This is a genomic window from Candidatus Hydrogenedens sp. (assembly GCA_035361075.1).
In the GTDB taxonomy this organism is placed as follows: Bacteria; Hydrogenedentota; Hydrogenedentia; order Hydrogenedentales; family Hydrogenedentaceae; genus Hydrogenedens.
In genome coordinates, this window is the sequence record DAOSBX010000019.1 from 1 (window position 1) to 18934 (window position 18934).

General features: G+C 38.4%; 11 protein-coding genes. 5 read left to right on the forward strand and 6 right to left on the reverse strand.

Annotated features, from left to right (window positions below):
* Nucleotides 1-2104, reverse strand: a 2104-nt coding sequence (locus PLJ10_07410; protein HOK09473.1) for a PASTA domain-containing protein, incomplete at its 3' end; no start/stop codon positions are given.
* A 122-nt stretch (nt 2105-2226) separates the two neighbouring features.
* On the opposite strand from PLJ10_07410, the gene PLJ10_07415 reads away from it, so the two are divergent.
* Nucleotides 2227-5646 carry a hypothetical protein gene (locus PLJ10_07415; GenBank protein HOK09474.1) on the forward strand — a complete coding sequence of 1140 codons (3420 nt, stop codon included), beginning with the start codon at nt 2227-2229 and terminating at the stop codon, nt 5644-5646.
* Here PLJ10_07415 and PLJ10_07420 read toward each other — a convergent pair.
* The 4 genes from PLJ10_07420 to PLJ10_07435 all read right to left on the reverse strand — a co-directional run bounded on the left by PLJ10_07420 (nt 5639) and on the right by PLJ10_07435 (nt 12264).
* Complete coding sequence (locus PLJ10_07420) at nt 5639-6574, reverse strand: winged helix-turn-helix domain-containing protein (GenBank protein ID HOK09475.1); 936 nt, start codon at nt 6572-6574, stop codon at nt 5639-5641. The genes PLJ10_07415 and PLJ10_07420 overlap by 8 nt on opposite strands.
* Nucleotides 6575-6651: 77 nt before the next feature.
* Nucleotides 6652-7419 (reverse strand): tetratricopeptide repeat protein, encoded by a 768-nt coding sequence (locus PLJ10_07425; GenBank protein ID HOK09476.1) that lies wholly within the window; start codon nt 7417-7419, stop codon nt 6652-6654.
* Nucleotides 7420-7429: 10 nt separating this feature from the next.
* A complete protein-coding gene (locus PLJ10_07430) occupies nt 7430-10510 on the reverse strand; it encodes a tetratricopeptide repeat protein (GenBank protein HOK09477.1) in 3081 nt (1026 codons plus the stop codon).
* Nucleotides 10474-12264 carry a heparinase II/III family protein gene (locus PLJ10_07435; GenBank protein ID HOK09478.1) on the reverse strand — a complete coding sequence of 597 codons (1791 nt, stop codon included), beginning with the start codon at nt 12262-12264 and terminating at the stop codon, nt 10474-10476. The genes PLJ10_07430 and PLJ10_07435 overlap by 37 nt, the downstream gene beginning before the upstream one ends.
* Nucleotides 12265-12404: 140 nt before the next feature.
* Between PLJ10_07435 and wecB the strand changes: the two genes are divergently transcribed.
* From wecB to PLJ10_07455, 4 genes are all read left to right on the forward strand, one after another.
* Complete coding sequence (gene wecB / locus PLJ10_07440) at nt 12405-13520, forward strand: UDP-N-acetylglucosamine 2-epimerase (non-hydrolyzing) (protein ID HOK09479.1); 1116 nt, start codon at nt 12405-12407, stop codon at nt 13518-13520.
* A 19-nt stretch (nt 13521-13539) separates the two neighbouring features.
* Complete coding sequence (wecC, locus tag PLJ10_07445) at nt 13540-14802, forward strand: UDP-N-acetyl-D-mannosamine dehydrogenase (GenBank protein HOK09480.1); 1263 nt, start codon at nt 13540-13542, stop codon at nt 14800-14802.
* A 13-nt stretch (nt 14803-14815) separates the two neighbouring features.
* Nucleotides 14816-16198, forward strand: a complete 1383-nt coding sequence (argH, locus tag PLJ10_07450; protein ID HOK09481.1) for an argininosuccinate lyase — start codon at nt 14816-14818, stop codon at nt 16196-16198.
* Between the two features lie 77 nt (nt 16199-16275).
* Nucleotides 16276-16734 carry an NUDIX domain-containing protein gene (locus PLJ10_07455; protein HOK09482.1) on the forward strand — a complete coding sequence of 153 codons (459 nt, stop codon included), beginning with the start codon at nt 16276-16278 and terminating at the stop codon, nt 16732-16734.
* Nucleotides 16735-16871: 137 nt separating this feature from the next.
* On the opposite strand, the gene PLJ10_07460 is transcribed toward PLJ10_07455, so the two are convergent.
* A complete protein-coding gene (locus tag PLJ10_07460; protein HOK09483.1) occupies nt 16872-18923 on the reverse strand; it encodes a protein kinase in 2052 nt (683 codons plus the stop codon).
* Nucleotides 18924-18934 lie beyond the last annotated feature (11 nt).

Consider the following 18934-nt stretch of genomic DNA (forward strand, 5'->3'; position numbering starts at 1 on the left):
CACCTTCTGCTTCTGCCGACCCTTCTGTAATTCCCTCACCTTCGACCGTGCCTTCTCCTTCTGAGGTGCCTTCAATTATTCCTTCACCTTCCTGTATGCCTTCACTTGTCCCTTCACCTTCGGGAGATCCCTCGATTATTCCTTCCCCTTCTGATATCCCTTCCCCTTCAATGGTGCCTTCAATTATTCCTTCCCCTTCCTGTATGCCTTCTCCTTCTGTAACTCCTTCACCATCAGGTGTTCCTTCGGGTGAGCCTTCTATACAAGGTCCGGAGGAGATTGTGAGATTCACCGCACTGTCTGGGGGCACTTTTGTCCCTGCTGAGGGTGATTGGCTTATTATAAGTCCAGTTCGAATGGTATTACTACATTGCAAACTTACATCGCCAACAGTTAGCCCTGCTGAGGTAAGTATATTCTCTGCTAATGTCCGTGAATATTGGACGACATTGGGCACATTTATTAGACATGGGCCAGAAGAAACAGTAACGTTAACTGAGGTGCCAGGTGGAACCTGTATCCCTGCGGTTGGGTATTGATTCATTACTCTTCCCGCTGGGATGGTGTCATCACATTGTTCAGTTACTATACCCACTATCAATCCAGCGTTTAATATCATATCTTCTGCATCTGGACGGAGTTGCCATAGTATATTTGGTACCGCTACTGGACAGGGACCGGAGGAAATCACAATATCCACTCTACTACCTGGGGGGACTAATTCTTCGGGGAGTGGGTTTTGGCTAATGATTATGTCTTGTTCCACTTCATTGCTACACTGTTCTGATACATTTCCTAACATTAGTCCTACTGCATTAAGTTCAGATTCCGCCTCTGTTTGAGTTTTTCCTGTAACATCTGGGACAGGTACTGGACATGGACCTGTAGATATCCAAAGTGATACCGTTGTGTTAATCTCTACTGTAGTTCCTGCGGAGGGGTTTTGGTCAAAGACATATCCCGATGGGTATTCATCATTACAAACTTGAGTAATATCGCCTACATTTAGCCATGCGTTCGTGATAGCGGAGGTAGCCTCTGACTGGGTACTACCGACGACATCTGGCACTTGAGTTTTATCCGTAAAGAGGCAACGGACATATCTGTCCTGGTCCATAGAAAAACTACATCTGGGGTATGTCGGCGATGTATCTCCATAATCACCCTGCCAACGAAGAAATTTCCATCCCGTAGTAGTTTCTATCGCTTCCAGACGGATGTATGACCATTCAAGATAATTGTAAATATACACACCTGGTGTGAGGATAATTGGGGTGTCATAACCAACCCGAAGAGAAACATTCCCTTCACCTATAATTTCTATTGTCAAGTTGTAATATGGTTTTAGAATGAATACTGCGGTGATATTTCGGTCACGATCCATTGGCAGGTTGTAGATTGGATTGCTACGTGGGTCATTCTCATCAATATCGCCTTCCCAGTGGTCGAGTCGCCATAATGGGTTCGTTTGCTGGGATTCTACATCCACAAGTACATCACTCGAATAACGGTGAGGATTTCCCAGTGGACTGGGTACAGTGCCACCTTCGCCAACTACATACATATTTAAAATATGACCTGTGCTGGTAAATCGTGCATCAATATACTTATTAGAATTCATAGTAACCAGTATAAACTCACTACTTCCGTAAGCATCACCCGACCACCCACCAAAGTAGACACCATCCGTGGTAGCGACACTGATGCCAACGGTCCGACCATTCACAAACCCATACACCCCTGCGGATGGAAATGTGGTTCCTACTGCGTCTCCGCTATGGGTGATTGTCAATAGACAATCTGGCTCCACAAATACTGCTGTTACTGCTTTAGGTCCATCCATTGTTACCTGAGTATAGAGGTCTGTGCCAGAAATGTTTCCTTCCCAATGGTCAAAAGCCCAGTCCGCATTAGGAGTGGCACTGAGGAAAACAATCGTATCTTTGGGATAATAATATGTTCCTGGCGGGGGAGATACAGTCCCTCCACCAACTAAATATATATCGAGACGATAGGATACTTTCTGCTGTGCTACCAGTTTTAAGGGTAGTAGTGCAAAGAGAAGTATTAGCACTATAAATTTTACTTTATTTCTCTTATTCATTTTTATGTTCTCCATTTCTGAACTTCCATTTTATTATCAGCTCATTTCGTAATTTTATTTGTCTTCTTAAAATAATTATACTACTTCTTCATACAAAATAATCTGGTTTTGAAGGATAATCTATGAAAAAAAATTTTTCCTTTTTATTTTTGTTTAGTTTCGGTATGTTTTTGGGAAGTTATTCTTTTGCAGAGGAAACACGAAATAATGCGGAGACAATATCAAAGGTTCTGATATTAATGGCAGACAATAGTTCTGAGTGGGCATCTGTTGCTGATAAAATCATGAATCGTTTCAACAGTGGGTTATACAAAGCGAAGTGCTTAGGGATAGATATGTTTATTGCTAATCAGGGTATTTTAAGTTATACAGATTTGCTGGTTATTATTCCTGGTTTTTCTTTGCCTACCTTAACTGCTCCTACCATTATGGAATTTATTAAGAGAGGTGGTGATTTAATTGTATTAGGTGCTCCACTCTGGAATAATGATTTTATATGGGATGGCAAACGTTGTGTAAAACCTATACAATTTGTTAAGGAACATTTTTCCTCATTACTTCCCCATTTGTTTTCTTTTGCGGAAGGGAATGTGAAAGATTGGCAACGGGAAAGCAATAACATGCAATCACCTGTTGTTTTTGAATATCAGCCATTAAACGATATTATCCCGAACCAAACTTTCCACGGCTTTCATGCTTCTATTATAGATATGAAAGGCTGGGATATTTTTGCGACACCACCTCTGGAGAATCCATTCCCTAATAATCATCAGGTTACTGTTTTCTTTGCTAAGGGGACGAAAACGACAGATGAACTCACTATTGAATGGCGTGAAAAAGATGGGTCAAGATGGATTGCATCGGTTCCTTTAAGTGAAGAGTGGCAGTTTTATGCATTGACATCGGACAGGTTTAAGTTGTGGGAGTCTCCTTCACGTATTGGGACATCGTTTAATCCTCAAAATGCGATTAACGTTTGTATTGGCTTGACAATGAGCCATTCGTCTATTGCTGGTGGGAGGCATGAGTTCTGGTTTGCGGGATTAGGCACAGCACCGATGACATCAGAACATCAAATACTACTGCAAACAACAGACCTCCCAAAATTAGAACTGTTCTACCCAGAATATAAATTTTATACTTCAAATGATGTCTGTTCCATTTCGACAGATACAGAGTTAGCTCTAAAAGAAATGACGATGCCTGTTCCCAAACAATTTTTATTAATTCATCCTCGTCCTCGTGGTGGAGGATTTGATAAACATCGTTCATGGCGTTGGATACCGTTAATACATGCTTGGGGGAAAGGGAATAGTTATCGTGGAACTCTCTCCGCGATGATGATATACAATAATGAACCTTATAAAAATTCTGTTCAAGCCTGTTTTGCCGTTCAGGACGCGGAATGGTATCTGGACAAACAATTTATGGAATATTTTTCTCAATGGATAAAGAAATTAAGAGAGGGCATTTTTCTTATTGATGGTGGATGTTCTTATTACACTGTTTTTCCAGACCAGAAATTGCCGATGGGGGCTACGGTTCTTATGACAACGGAGACAGATTATTCAAATGCAAGTATCCAATTATTATTACGAAATCGCAACCGCAAACTATTATGGGAAGATGTTATACCAATCCGATTGAGCAAACAGGAAATACATCGGGTTGTAGAGAGTATTCCTTATCCACGAACTATGGCTGACAATATTCAGGTAGAATGTTATCTTATTGTAAATGGAGAGAAAAAAGATTATGTATATCATGGGTTAAATCGGTGGAAACCACGAACGAAAAAAGAGTTTGTCGAGGTCAAACATGGTGATTTTATCTATCGCGGGAAACGTTGGTGTCCTCATGGTGTCAATTACATGCCTTCATCGGGGATTGGTGTAGAGTGGTGGCGTTATTTTGAATATTGGATGGGAGCTGAGGCTTATGACCCATGGATTATTCAACGTGATTTGCAACGGATTGCAGATATGGGGATGAATTCCATCAGTGTATTCCAGTACTACGATGTTATGAATGACCAGAATCTCCTCGATTTGTTGTATCGGGCAGACCGTTTAGGTTTGAAAGTTAATTTGTCTTTACGGCCTGGCACACCATTTGATTTTGAGTGGGACAAAATAAAGGAGATGATAGAATATTATCGATTGCCAGAGCATGATGAGGTATTTGCTTATGATTTAGCATGGGAACCGATGTTTCCGGGGCACGAAGGCAGAAAACGTTGGGATAAGGAATGGGTAGCATGGGTTATTGAACGGTATGGCTCTATCGAAAATGCAGAAAAGGACTGGAAATATCCTATTCCCCGAGATGAGAATGGCAATGTTACCAATCCCAAAGATGAGATGATGACAAAAGAGGGTGAATGGCGTATTATGGTATGTGCATATCGCCGTTTTCTGGATACTTTATTATATGAATATTACAATCGAGCACGAACATTAGTCCGTTCTGTGGATACGAATCATGCGGTAAGTTTTCGTATGACGGAAGGGTCAAACCCCACCAATAATTGGGCAAATCCACTTCCGTATGACTGGTATTACTTATCGCAGGCGGTAGATATATTAGAGCCAGAAGCTTATGGTAGAATTGGGAACTGGGAGATGGTCAAACCTGGCTGGTTTCAGGTAAAATATGGCACATATTGTAATCCCGATATACCCCTATTCTGGGCAGAAATAGGGTACAGTGTGTATCGGAAAAATGAGGAACAAACTCAGCGTGCATTACAATTTCAGGCGGATTATTTCACAGATTTTTACAACATGTTATACAAAAGTGGATCTGATGGGGTCTATTTCTGGTGGTATCCTGGTGGGTATCGTGTAAATGAGAAAAGTGATTATGGGATTATTAATCCAGACGGGACATATCGTCCTGCTACTTTGGTTATAAAGGAGCATGCAAACATCTTTCGTAAACAAAAATTTACCCCTCATGATTGTGAAATAAAAATTGACCGTGATAAAACCTCTATGGGTGTCGCTGGTATTTATAACGATGTGAAAGAGACATTCTGGCAATTGATTGATAAGGGGAAAAATCCGAAATTAATCAGTGAAGGGACAGGTAAAAATTCACAAAACTGTCCTCTAATAGCAGTAGGAAATATTCCCTATAATAGTAGTAATCCCCCCAAATATTTAGATGCCTTTTTTGATTCTGTTATGTGGGTGGACGGTAAGGAGGTAAAACTGATTTGTAAAGGGGATACAATTAAAATAACAAATAACGCCGATAAAATAAAGGTAAGAGTAATATGCACTAACTTAGGAGAGGCAGAATGGGTAGCTGGGTCAAAACACATGCTTTTAGAAGGCGAAGTAGCCTTACTGGTTTGTTCAGAACAGGAACAGCAACGAATTCCGTTAAGAAAATCACTAAAACGGGGAGAAACAACAGAGTTCTGTTTTGAAATTTCTGTGCGACAAGAAACCTCTATTCAATTAACTATGGAAAGCTTTAATCGTGCTCTTTTCGGACCTAAATTTATCTTCAAAATTAATCAGTACTCAATTACATAGCAAATATCGGTTCTGCAAAGTAATTGGCATCCATTTTTATTATTTCGTAGGTTTCTTCAACAGATATACCAATCTTGTATTTAAGCATGTTTTCGACAAGTTTTTGTCTATCGATAACTATTAGAGTAGGATTTTCTATTGTATCTACATATTTCCAGGCTTCTCTTGAGATAAAAGAGGTAGTAATAAATACACCTGCTTTCCCTTGTTTTTCATTAATACTTTTAGCAAATTTTTCAATTTCTCCTTTATCTATTAAGCGTTTTCTTCCATATCTCGCCTGAAGATAAACAATTTCATTTTCGCCTTGCTTGATAATACCATCAACAACTACTTCTTCTTTATCGGAGGTTCTACCAATCTCTTCGCACACACCTTTATAGCCGATATTATTCAAAATATCAATAATCAATTTACCAAAGATTGTAGGGGTAATATTAGCCAATGCTTCCCCAAGATCTTTTTCGGTTTTCGCAACAAACTTTTTAACGATTTTCATGATAGTCTCTTTTGGTTTCCTTTTAGGTATACCATCGGGCTGAATGCCCCTACGTTTTTGCATTTTCAATTTCTTTGCATTTTCTTTCCAATATGCAAATTCTGGGGAGTGTTCAACTAAATACGCTGTATCCATTTTCTCAGGATTTTGTGAAAGGATTTCTCTGCCTTTCTCTGTAATCCACCGATATCCTATTTTGTTTCTTCTTTGTGAATCTACAAATTTAGCAATTTTTAGATAAGTGGTTGCCCAATAAACCCGAAAGTAAAATACTTTTTGCCGTTTACCAGGGAAGGTTCTTTTCTTTTCTTCTTCGGTCAAACCGAAATAATTTGCTAATTCATTCTCAAGTTCACCAGCAGTCCATTCTTTACCATCTGAAAGCGTTTTTAAGAGTGGCAATAAAATTTCTTCAGTTTCAGGTATCATTTTCTTTTCCTCCAAATAAATTAAATCCTATTTATCAATTATCTTATTATAACTTTATCCACGTGTGTAAACAAAATCTATTTACCCTTACATTGTTCAATTAGTTTTTTTATGGCAGGTTCTCGGGTTGGAAGCAAACCTGATTTTAGGCATGCTTCCGCGTAATATAAAGCATTTTTACAGTCGCCTTGCTTTTTATAAAAAAAAGCGAGTTCGAAAGAGGACTTACTGCCAGGCAGTAATTTATGTCCTTTTATCCATGCCTCTTCTGCCTCTTCAGGCTGGTTCAACATGTCATGAACTTTCCCTAAATAAAATCGTGCATCTGCAAGCATTTCCTTTGATTTTACATTTTCAATCCATTCTTCTGCAAATGGTAAGGCTTCCTGTGCTTTATTTAGTCGTAGCAGGGAATCAATAAGCAGACCATAAGCACCTGTCTGAGGATATTCAGACTGAACAGATTGTTTTAAGCATTCCACTGCTTTTTCATATTCCTGTTCAGACCAATAAATATATCCTAATCGATAGAATACATACGTGCGGTTAAATTCCCCTGCAAATCTTGATTTGGTAGCAAGTTCGTAAATACGTTTCGCATCTTCCATATTTCTACTTTGTTCTAAAGATTGAGCAAATTTCATTAGATTCTCACCTGCGTTATCAACCAATCTTTCGACAATCGGAGGACCGAAGGATAAATAAAAAGTGGAAACAGCCAACACCCCTACAAGTATTACCAATGCCATTAGTAATGCTAATCTAAATAATGTTGGGAATGTATTTATTATCATTTCGATATTATTGTTTTCTTTTAATGTTGACGCATCTTGTTTTAATTCCATAGGTCAATCCTCACTGTTCTTGCTTATTCAAAAAAGGTGCTAAAAACTGTTCCAAACTTTTCACCGTGCTTGAGTTTGGTGGCAAAGATTGTTTTAGCGATTGGTATTCAAATTTTGCTTCCGCAATTTTCTTCTGCTGTGCTAATGTCTGTATAAGTAAAGCACGTGCCTGGGTGTTATTTGGGTCTACTTGAAGTGCGGACTGTAATTTTTCTTCTGCTTGGGCATACTGTTGTTTTTTATACAAAATTTCAGCCCACGAATACATAACTCTCATTTGTGTGGTTTTGTTTGTCGATTTACTTGCAAATGGGAAACATGTCAATGCACGTTCATCAAACCGTAATTTTTGATAGATAGTGGCTAAATTTGCATATAATTCTGGTTTCTCGTCGAATTCACGTTTTGTATTGACGTAGAAACTGACCTCTGCAATCCATGCATATCTTAGGACGATTGTTTTGAATGGCTCTTTTTGTTGGGTATCTTTTTCAATACTTGCGATTACGTCACGGGAGAGATTGAGCCAATCTATTTCCTCTTGTGATTTATTTAGCCTTGTAATAAATTCGGGGATATCTTGATTATTTTTAAAGTTCAGCATTAGTTTTTGGAGTTGTTCCAATCTCTGTTCTGCTGGGAACGTTTGAATTACCGCACCCCATGTAGATAAATCATGCGGGTTTAATTTGAGCGTTTCAATAAGTATTCCTGTTGCTTCTTTACTATTATTTGTTTTCCTTAATTTTTCTTGATATATCATTAGTGCAATCTGGGAAAGAGTCGGTGCCATTTTCTTTGCATCTTTTTTAAATCGTGCAAAATTCTTTTCCAGGAATGTAAGGTATTCATCGGGGTAATTTTTCTGTTTCATAATTTGAGCATATCTCGACCAGAGTTCAACATTCGCTGGGTCAATTGCAAGTGCTCGTTGAATAATTTTTGAAGAATTATCATAGTCTTTTAATGTTTGATAAGCTTGAATCATAATTTGGAATAAGGGTAGGCTTTCTTTTAATCCGTTTTCTAATGCTTTATCTGCATATTTGACGAGGTTTTGCATTATTTCTTTCTTTTCTTCATCGGACATTTTTATATAAGCAGTTCTAAAGAATAAGGAGCGAGCCATTCCTTCATAGGCATCTGGATAGAGTTCACAGTATTTGATAGCATTTGAGACAGACAGTTCTGCCTCGTCTAAAATTTTTTCAACGGTCATGCTCAGAGGTTGTTTTGATGTTTGAGCGTAGTATATCCAGTTGAGACAGCATTGAGCACGGGTTGTCCATAGATCTGGATTATATTTATCGCAAGCCAGTGCTTTATCGAAGTATTCCAAGGCAGATTGATGATCATTCCTCATCATATAAATACGAGCAGTAATCTCTGGGAAACGGGCATCCCATGATTTGACACTCATTCCGTTTATAGCATGTTGTGTTGCACGTTCTAAAATACGTTCTCGTGATTGAGCATGTTGGGGACTATCATAGGTTTTAGTCCAATAAATACCACCTTTGGCTCGTTGCAACTGGACTTCCGCAGAGTAATAACGGAATTGCTGAATCATTAGAAGAAAGAATATTACTGCAATAATGGTTGATATTGTTCTTGCTTTTTTTATGTCCAGAGTGAGGGTCTCATCATCGGACTTTACTTGTGTTAATCCAAGGAACAGGAAGAACATAGCACTGGACACAGGAACACGGATATTAAATCCAAAACATGCATCTGTTGCAAATGCAAGGAAAACGGAGGAGAAAATAACACCTAAGATACCATCCGAAGAATCGTTATATTTCTTTGCTAATAGTAAACCACTAATAAAGCCAAGTAGAATCAAACCGTAGTAAAAAATACCCCCAGGGATACCAGCATCAACCATAGCCTCTAATGGGTCGCTATGAACATGGAAATTTCTTTTTCTTGCGATGGTAAACCATAGTTTTTCATATTTTGTCCAATACGGGATGTTCTCATATCGATAATTACCTGGGCCGTAGCCTAAAATAGGCTTGTGCATAATCATTTTGACCGCGCCAAGATAGCCATTAAAGCGGAGATTTAATGAGTTGTCAAATGGTAGGGAGCCATGCGGGTAGCCTTTTGCGAGGAGTCCTAATGCAATAATAATAACTATGACTGCAATTACGACCAAACCTCCACCCCATAATAGAATTCTTTTTACTTCCCATTTCCTTCCCCAGAGACCGTAAAAGAGCATAAATGCAATTGCCATAAATAAGGCGATACGGGCACTTCGCATCCGTGTAAAGTAAAGGTGTGTAAATGTTAATAGAAAACATATTAAATATAATAGGGTCTTTATTAGTGTTGTTTTGAAATTTTTTTTATTTTCTCCAGTTTTTGATTTCCATAGTTCGCGTGTATACAAACAAAGCAGTCCTATTAACGTAATAACAGCAAATAATAGAGCATGCCCAGCAAAGTTTGGATTAGCATAGGTTGAGGGAAGCCCACGATATTCTTCTACGTCTTTGGTTGACCATGGGAAAGGGTCAATTCCCCATTTTTGGAAGAAGCCGTAGATACTCGATATAGCAATGGCAATGGTAACCCATGTCAATATCCAATAGATTTCTTTCAAATTCAAGACATATACACTGACAAACAAAGATATAAAGCAAAGGGTAATCCAGATGTAATATTCATTAAGTGCAAACATTCTATTTCCAGCAAAAAGCAGAGATAGGAACATAAAAAACAGAAAGCCACCTGTAATAAAAAGGAGTGTTTTCTTTATTTGAAATTTGATTTCATATACCCAAGTATTAAAGAGAGTCACTGCTGAAAGAACAAAAACAAAAATAGCCGTTATTAGATATTTAATAGGGGCGGCGGGGTCACCTACAAAGGGACTTAGAGCCAAGACAACCGCCAAAATCCATAAAGGAATCAAAACATATACAACCGCTTTGCGTGATAATAGGTTTTCATAAAAGGCTGTTTGCATCTGTATCCCTGCACTTTTTTGCAGTTTTTCTTTTCTTTCTCCTTCCTTCGTGTTTTCACTTTTTATATTCTTATTATTATCTATATGTTTATCTTTTTCCCTATATCTTCTACCCATTGTTTAATGGCTCCTTTTGGAATGTTTGTTTTATCAGCATTAAAAGAAATCCAATAGCCCATGGATATGTTCTTATCTTTCACCTTCTTTTTTAGAACCAGAACAGAATTTGGAACTGCATTACCAAACTGTTCTGAATACCAACCTTGCATCGGGTCACGAATGCCCGACAAAATTTCTATCGTCTCTTGACCGATAGGATGAATACAAAGGTTTATTTTATCATGATTAATTAACAGAAATGAATTTGTAAATTCAGGAATCAAGTTAGGGTGTAGGTGAATTAGACTTTCTACTGTACGATTATTTTTTGTATGAATCCAATCCCAACATAACATTCCTTGTCCCCGCAACATATACAAGAGTCGTGTATGCGATGTGCCTGTGTAGTACTTAAATCTACCTACGAAAAGGGGCTCTCCATTATATTCTTCCCAATATAACACTTCCGATTTGCCTCTGCGAGCTACACGGAATGTCCCCCAGTATTCCAGTTGTTCTTCACCAGTAACGTAAACTGTATTATGGGCTCGTGTGCTACGTTGAAATTCTCGATATGGGCTTTTGGCATATCCATGGATTCCCGAGTCCACAATAACCCGTTGTCCTTGAATTAATAACTCATAACTCAACTGGTCACAATGTGCATGGGCAAGTTGATAATCGGGTCCGAATGCTCCTGCACGAATGACTAACTCGACCATTGGTTTGCTATGGTTTGGTTTTATAAGATAATAACCTGTAAGAGGGAATGATGTCCTTGCGTTTTGTAATTCTGGGGAAATGGAGGGGGCATTGTATTTTAAGGCGACAGTAAGAATTTTTTTTGGTTGTGGGAAATGTCCAAAGGTAGAATCTCCAAAGAGAGGAATCTCGCCATCGGAGAGAGTCATATTCTGCAAAAAACAAGTCATTTTTGATACGGCTCCCTTCAAATATTCTGGTGGGTTATTGAGAACAGCCATAACCATTAATAGGTCTATTAACACATGGAGATGATACATTGGACATCTTTCATAGTGTCCACCATCCTCCAATATTTGTTCTTTAACTTCCTTTTCCAATTCATTGAGGAATTTAGGTAATAACTCTGGAAAAAATGTTGCAGAACTTATAATAATGCCAGCAAGATTTTGAATAACATGATTTGCTTTTAAGTGATATTCGATAGATTTTGAGAGCCATTTGGTTTGAATAGCTAACGAGTCTAAAATCTCCTTATCGTTCCATTTCCATAAATAAATTGCTAAACACCAATAGCGAATGCGATATGACGTGGGGTAAGGATCCCATCCAACTGTTTTGCCGATAGGATTTGATTTTATCCAATTTTTTATCCACAACTTTGCAAACTCTGCATATTTATTATTAGGAGATTGAAGATAAGCAAGGCAGAGATGCCAAAGAAATTCGAAACTATGAATGCCATACATTGCCAAAGGGGAAATGGAAATGTTCTGTTTTTGTAGGAGACATTCCAATGGAATTGTTTCTCCTGCATACATTACGGCACCTTTAAGGATTTTGTCTAAAATGGGGTGTATATTTTCCTCTACTTCCGCCCATAATTTTGCATATTGTTGGTACCGTTTTAATCTTTCTTTATCCATCTTCATTAGAGGTATATTCGCCTTGTTAAACCATAACCGAATAGGTAATATTTTTCTTATCCGTGTAAAAAAATACCATCCTAACTGTTCTTTTTTATAGTAGGGAATAGTATGAATAATTTTAGGTATTTCTGATAATTTCATTTTGTTCTCGAATAATTAAACTCATTTATTTTTATGATTATGCATGATTCTTTTATAATACCACCATCTATTGTATATTGTTTTTGGTGTTAAAATCTTTTTGGGACTAATTAAACGCAAGGAAGGATAATCTTGTTTTAATGAAAAATATTTGGGTAGTTATAGGCACACGACCTGAAGCTATCAAAATGGCTCCTGTTGTGCGTGCTTTGCAAGAGATGCCTGATATATTTCAAGTCACTGTGTGTTTAACCGCACAACATCGTGAACTTTTAGACCAGGTGATACGTTCGTTTTCATTGCCAGTACATCATGACTTGAACATCATGACGCCTGGGCAGAGTTTAGAAGATATTACTTCACGTATTCTAAAGAATTTATCCTCTTTATTTACAGAAAACAGACCTGATACTGTTCTTGTTCATGGTGATACTACCACAACTTTGTCTGCTGGATTATCTGCTTATTATCATAAGATTCCGATTGGACACGTTGAAGCGGGGTTACGGACGTATGATAAGTATCATCCATTTCCAGAAGAAATGAATCGACGGCTTGTAGATGCGATGGGTGATTTTTTATATGCACCGACAGAGCAATCTAAGAAAAATTTACTTTCTGAACATATAGAGGAGGAGAGGATAATCGTTACTGGGAATACGGGGATAGATGCTCTTTTATATATTGCAGGGATGCCATATCAATTTAACAATAAGCAGTTAGAGACATTAGGGAAGGAGCGTAGATTGATTGTTCTGACCGCTCACCGACGGGAAAGTTTCGGAGAGCCTATGGATGAGATTTTCCAAGCAGTTGCTGAATTGGTGGATAAGAACGATGATATTGAAATACTATTTCCAGTGCATCCGAACCCGAATGTCAAGGCATCTGCGGAAAAGTTTTTACATAATCATGAGCGAGTCATTATTATGCCCCCTCTTGATTATGTCCCATTTGTTCACGTATTGAAGAAGTGTTATCTCATACTCACAGATTCAGGTGGCATTCAGGAAGAGGCACCGTCTCTTGGTAAACCTGTACTCGTATTGAGGGATGTAACTGAACGTCCAGAAGCAGTACAGGCTGGGACTGCTTTATTGATAGGACCACACTTTGAACGGATAGTCGAAACGACACAACGGTTACTTGACGACCATGAGATGTATCAAAAAATGGCGAGTTGTATCAATCCGTATGGTGATGGAAACGCTGGTAAACGAATTGCACAACATCTGTCAGAAACATTGAATATATAAGCAATACAAGGAGTACCTTATGGAAACTGTATGTATTTTAGGTTTAGGTTATATTGGCTTACCGACAGCAGGAATGCTTTCAGCAAGTGGTTACAAGGTTATAGGTGTTGATATTTCGGAGCGAGTTGTAAAAACGATAAATCGTGGAGAGATACATATTGAGGAGCCAGGACTGCAAACGATGATTAAGGCGGGTGTTGCCTCTGGCAAACTCCAGGCACAAACAGAACCAGCACAAGCAGATACTTTTATAGTTGCTGTGCCTACCCCTATCACAGAACAAAAAAAAGCGGATATGGAGTTTGTTAAATCAGCAGGGATGAGCATTGTCCCGTATCTTCAAAAAGGGAATCTGGTTATACTTGAATCTACATCTCCACCTGGAACCTGTAAAAATTTGCTTACACCTATTCTGGAGAAATCAGGATTAAAAGTAGGTCGGGATTTGCACCTGGCACATTGTCCCGAACGAGTGTTGCCAGGCAAAATTCTTCATGAACTAATTCACAATGACCGCATTATTGGCGGTATTACGCCTGAATGCGCAGAGAAGGCAAAAAAGTTGTATCGCTCTTTTGTGGAGGGAGAAATATTTCTTACAGATGCGACAACAGCGGAGATGGTTAAACTTATTGAGAATACATATCGAGATGTAAACATTGCCCTTGCAAATGAAACAGCCATTCTCTGTGAAAAATTAGGTATCAACTTTTGGGAAGTAGCAACATTGGCAAATCATCATCCCCGTGTTCATTTGCACAGTGCTGGTCCAGGGGTTGGTGGTCATTGTATATCTGTTGACCCATGGTTTCTGGTCGAAGCGTTCCCTGAAGATACACAAATTATTCACACAGCCAGAAAACGGAATGATTCGATGCCTGCATTTGTAGTTCAGAAAATAGAAGCGATGACAAAAAATATTGATAACCCAAAAATTGCCCTATTAGGGCTGGCATACAAAGGGAATGTCGATGACATTCGGGAAAGTCCGTCTTTACACATATACAGTTTGTTAAAATTAAAAGGTTACTCTTTAACAGTTCATGACCCTCATGTAAAACATTCACCAATACCATTATCCTCGTTAGAAGATACATTAAACGGTGCGGATTGTATGGTTATTCTTACAGCCCATAATGAATTTAAGTCTATAGACCCTGAAAACGCAGGTAGACTTATGAAGAGCAGATGTGTTTTAGATACACATAATCTTTTCAATCGTTCCGAGTGGGAAGACAAGGGATTTCAAATTTCAACTTTGGGAGTTGGCATTCAACCTTAATGGAGATAATAATATGAGCAAACAATGGGGCGGTAGATTTGAGGAAACGACAGACCCGACAGTAGAAAAGTTCACTGCTTCTGTTCACTACGATTCACGTCTGGCTTTATATGATATTCAGGCAAGTATTGCTCACGCACGAATGTTAGGTAAACAGAAAATTATTTCAAATAAAGATGCCCAAGCCATTATTCAGGGTTTAGAAACTATTCGTAAGGAAATAGAACAAGGCAAATTTCGTTGGGATTCCACATTAGAAGATGTGCATACAAATATCGAGCATTCGCTTATTCAAAAAATTGGTGAATGTGGTAAAAAATTACACACTGCACGGAGTAGAAATGACCAGGTTGCTACAGATATCCGATTATGGTTGAGAGATGAAATAGATATAATTATTGGACAAATTAAAGATTTTCAAAAGGCATTTATTCATTTTGCAGAAGAAAATTTGGATGTCATCATTCCAGGTTTTACACATCTACAACCAGCCCAGCCTGTCTTATTGGCTCATTATGCATTAGCATATTTTGAGATGTTACAACGGGATAAAATTCGATTTAAGGAATTACAACCACGAGTTAATACATTGCCATTAGGTTCAGCAGCCCTTGCGGGAACTCCTCATCCGATAGACCCTATGACTGTTGCTAAAGAGTTAGGGTTCAAACAGATTTGCGAGAATAGCATGGATGCGGTTTCAGACCGTGATTTTTTGATTGAGTTTTGCAGTTATTGTGCTATTCTTATGATGCATCTATCCCGTTGGTGTGAAGAATTAATTATCTGGTCATCACCGATGTTCGGATTTATAGAGATTGGAGATGCATTCACCACAGGCTCCAGTATTATGCCACAGAAAAAGAATCCCGATGTTGCAGAACTTACCCGTGGAAAAACAGGGAGAGTTTATGGGCATCTTGTCTCGTTATTAACCTTAATGAAAGGGCTACCTCTTACTTATAATCGGGATTTACAAGAGGACAAGGAGGCAGTTTTTGATACAGCAGACACGGTAAAAAGTGCTTTATCCGTATGCTCAAAGATGCTGTTATCTATCAACGTAAAAAAAGACAATATACAGAAAACTCTTGATTTGGGTTATATGGAAGCGACAGACCTTGCAGATTATTTGGTAACAAAAGGCGTTAGCTTTCGTGATGCTCATGCTATTGTCGGCAAGGTTGTTCTATGTGCCATAAAAAACAATAAACCATTACGGAAACTGACATTAGACGAATATAAAAAATTTTCACCTCTGTTTGAAAATGAATTATATGATATTATTCAACCGAAAGCTATTGTATCACGTCGCAATTCGCCTGGTGGGACAAGTCCCAATCAAGTGAAAAAAGCATTGAAAAAAGCCCTAAAAAAGATTGAAGGCTCTAAGTAATAAAAATCTATTTTAATCCCATAACACTCATATTACATGTTGCTTATTATCGGTTAAAGATAAGGGGACACATAACAATGAATAAAAGAAGAACATTAGTTGCTGGAGGCGTTGTTATAGATAGGAACGTGAATGTCCTTGTGTTAGAGCGAGACGTTTTAAGAGATAATGGTTGGATTCATGAAGTTCGTCTTCCTAAGGGACATGTTGATAAAGATGAAACCCATGAGCAATGTGCAAAACGTGAAGTGGGAGAAGAAAGTGGTTACTGGAATGTAGACATCATTGCTGATTTAGGATATGACCAAAGTGAATTTGTGTTTAACGGGGAACAAATTATACGTGATGAACATTACTTTTTGATGCAAGGAGATGCGAAGCAACCATGCAAACCATGTCCAACAGGTGAGGAGGAGGCAAGATTCAAACCAATGTGGGTTCCAATTGATAAGGCAGAAGAAATGATAACTTATCCGACAGAAAAACGATTTGTTAGACGTGCCAAAGCATGGCTACAAATGAAGAAATATATCTGAACTCCCAACAAACACAATTGGGAAGATGATAAGAATAAATTTCAGTTTGAACTTTTAAGAATCACATGCACTTATTTGTGTTTAATCTTTTTAAGTTTTTACATTTTAGGTGTTTGAAGCATTTGTTGTAAAGTGGGTTATTGTTTCAAATAATTGATAAGTTGTTCGGTACTGATGGGAATTTCCTTAACACAACGGAAGCCTATAAGTGGGGAACGTGTATCTGGTTCGGCACTTTGTTCGTGCGTAAGTCCAGTAGCAGGAGAGGTAAAATTACTACCCATTACTATTCTTGAGCACAAGATATCCTCTTCAGGACACTCTGGGTCTAAGGGAGTTCGTGTCCATTCAGATACATTCCCAAGCAAATCATAACAACCCATAGGACTTTTATCCTCTGGATATGATTTTACTGGTTGAGGAGCGTTTTTAATATTGTTGATATTCGCGGAGTTTTCTTTCCAGGTATCACCCCACGGATAAGTCTGCTTTATATCTCCTTGAGCAGACCGAAGCCATTGTAGCACAGTTGGCAAAGTTTTTTGATAATAACTCGCATACGCCAGGGCATCATAATAGGTTACCATCGTAACAGGTAGTTTGCCTTCATTGCTTGCTTGTATATCAAATCCAGGGGATGGAGGTGGTTCCCATGAAATAGAGCTTAATCGGCAAAAATTATTAAAGTCATCATTGGTAACTTCACTTATGTCCATAAAGAAAGCAGGGATAATATACGTTTGGCCTTTCCATGTCACATTACCTTCTGGGATAAGAACCATGCCTTGATGTTCACAGAATATAGCGGAGAGGTAGCGGGCACATGAACATAATAGTTCAAGAGGGATGTTTTGTTTCGTGTCCATCTTGGTTTTAATCTGGGTTAGTAGAGGTTCTGCCCAGTTTAAATACTGTTTCACCTCGTCATTAAATTCTGCTTGTTCTCCTGCTCTATTTGCAAGACGAAACAAAATTTTTATGTATGATTCTACTGATTGTTGTTGAGGTTCATTTAGTAATAGTTGGTCAGAAATTGTTTCCACTTCTTGTGCCGATATACTTGCACGGTATCGTTCTGCAAAAAACAGACCACCAGCACAAAACAACAGCACAATTGAAAGGAGTATCCAACCTATTGCCCGAGATGAAAAAGTTGGAATCCACGGTTTTAATTTTTTGGTAGGTTTTGAAGAAGATGATGATATTGTCGTTTCTTCCCCAGCAAGCACTAAATTTTTCAACGGTTCCAGTGCTTTTCTTAATTCTGTGGCACTTTGGAATCGGTCTTTTGGGTCTGGTTGAATACACTTCTCAACAATTTTATCTAACTCTGGGGGGAGTTCTTTTACTAATTCAGAAGCAGGTTTCGGGATACCCGTGGGGATTTGCCCTGTCAGGACTTCGTATAACATAATCCCACAACTATAAATATCAGAACGGGCATCTACATCACGACTGTTTCGGACTTGTTCTGGAGACATGTAAAATGGTGTACCCATCACGACCGAAACACCAGTAAGCCTTGTATCTGCCATCAATTTGGATATTCCAAAGTCCATCAATTTTACGACATTTTGTGAGGTGACCATTACATTTTCGGGTTTAATATCGCGGTGGACTGTAAATTGGTGTGCATATTCCAGAGCAGAACACAACTGGTCAAAATAAACTAAAATTTGTTTTAGAGGAAGTCTCTGACCAGGCAATAGGCCTTCCAGAATACCTCGTAATGATTTACCATCTAAATACTCCATTGAGATATAAAGGATATTCCCAGCGATACCTATGTCATGAACACGCACAATATTTGGATGAGATAGTTTCCGAGCAATACGTGCTTCATTTAGGAATCGGTCAACTATCATGGGGTCTTTAGCAAATTGGGGCAGTAATAATTTTAGGGCTACCTCTTCTTTTAGAGTATTATCAAAAACTTTGTAGATACTACCCATTCCACCTCTGCCGATTAATTTAATGACGGTATAACGATTGCTAAATGTTTCTCCCCGATGAAGGGTGCCTTGCTGTAATCCTGGTGTGTTAAATTCGTGAGATGAAGACTGCCTTTTCTTTGAATCGGAGGAGGCTGGGTCTATTTTAACAATTAGTAAAGGAGAACCACATTTTTGACAATGGCTGGTTCCAGTTGGGTTAATATGACTACACTTTGAGCACTTTACCTGCGACATATATTTGTATT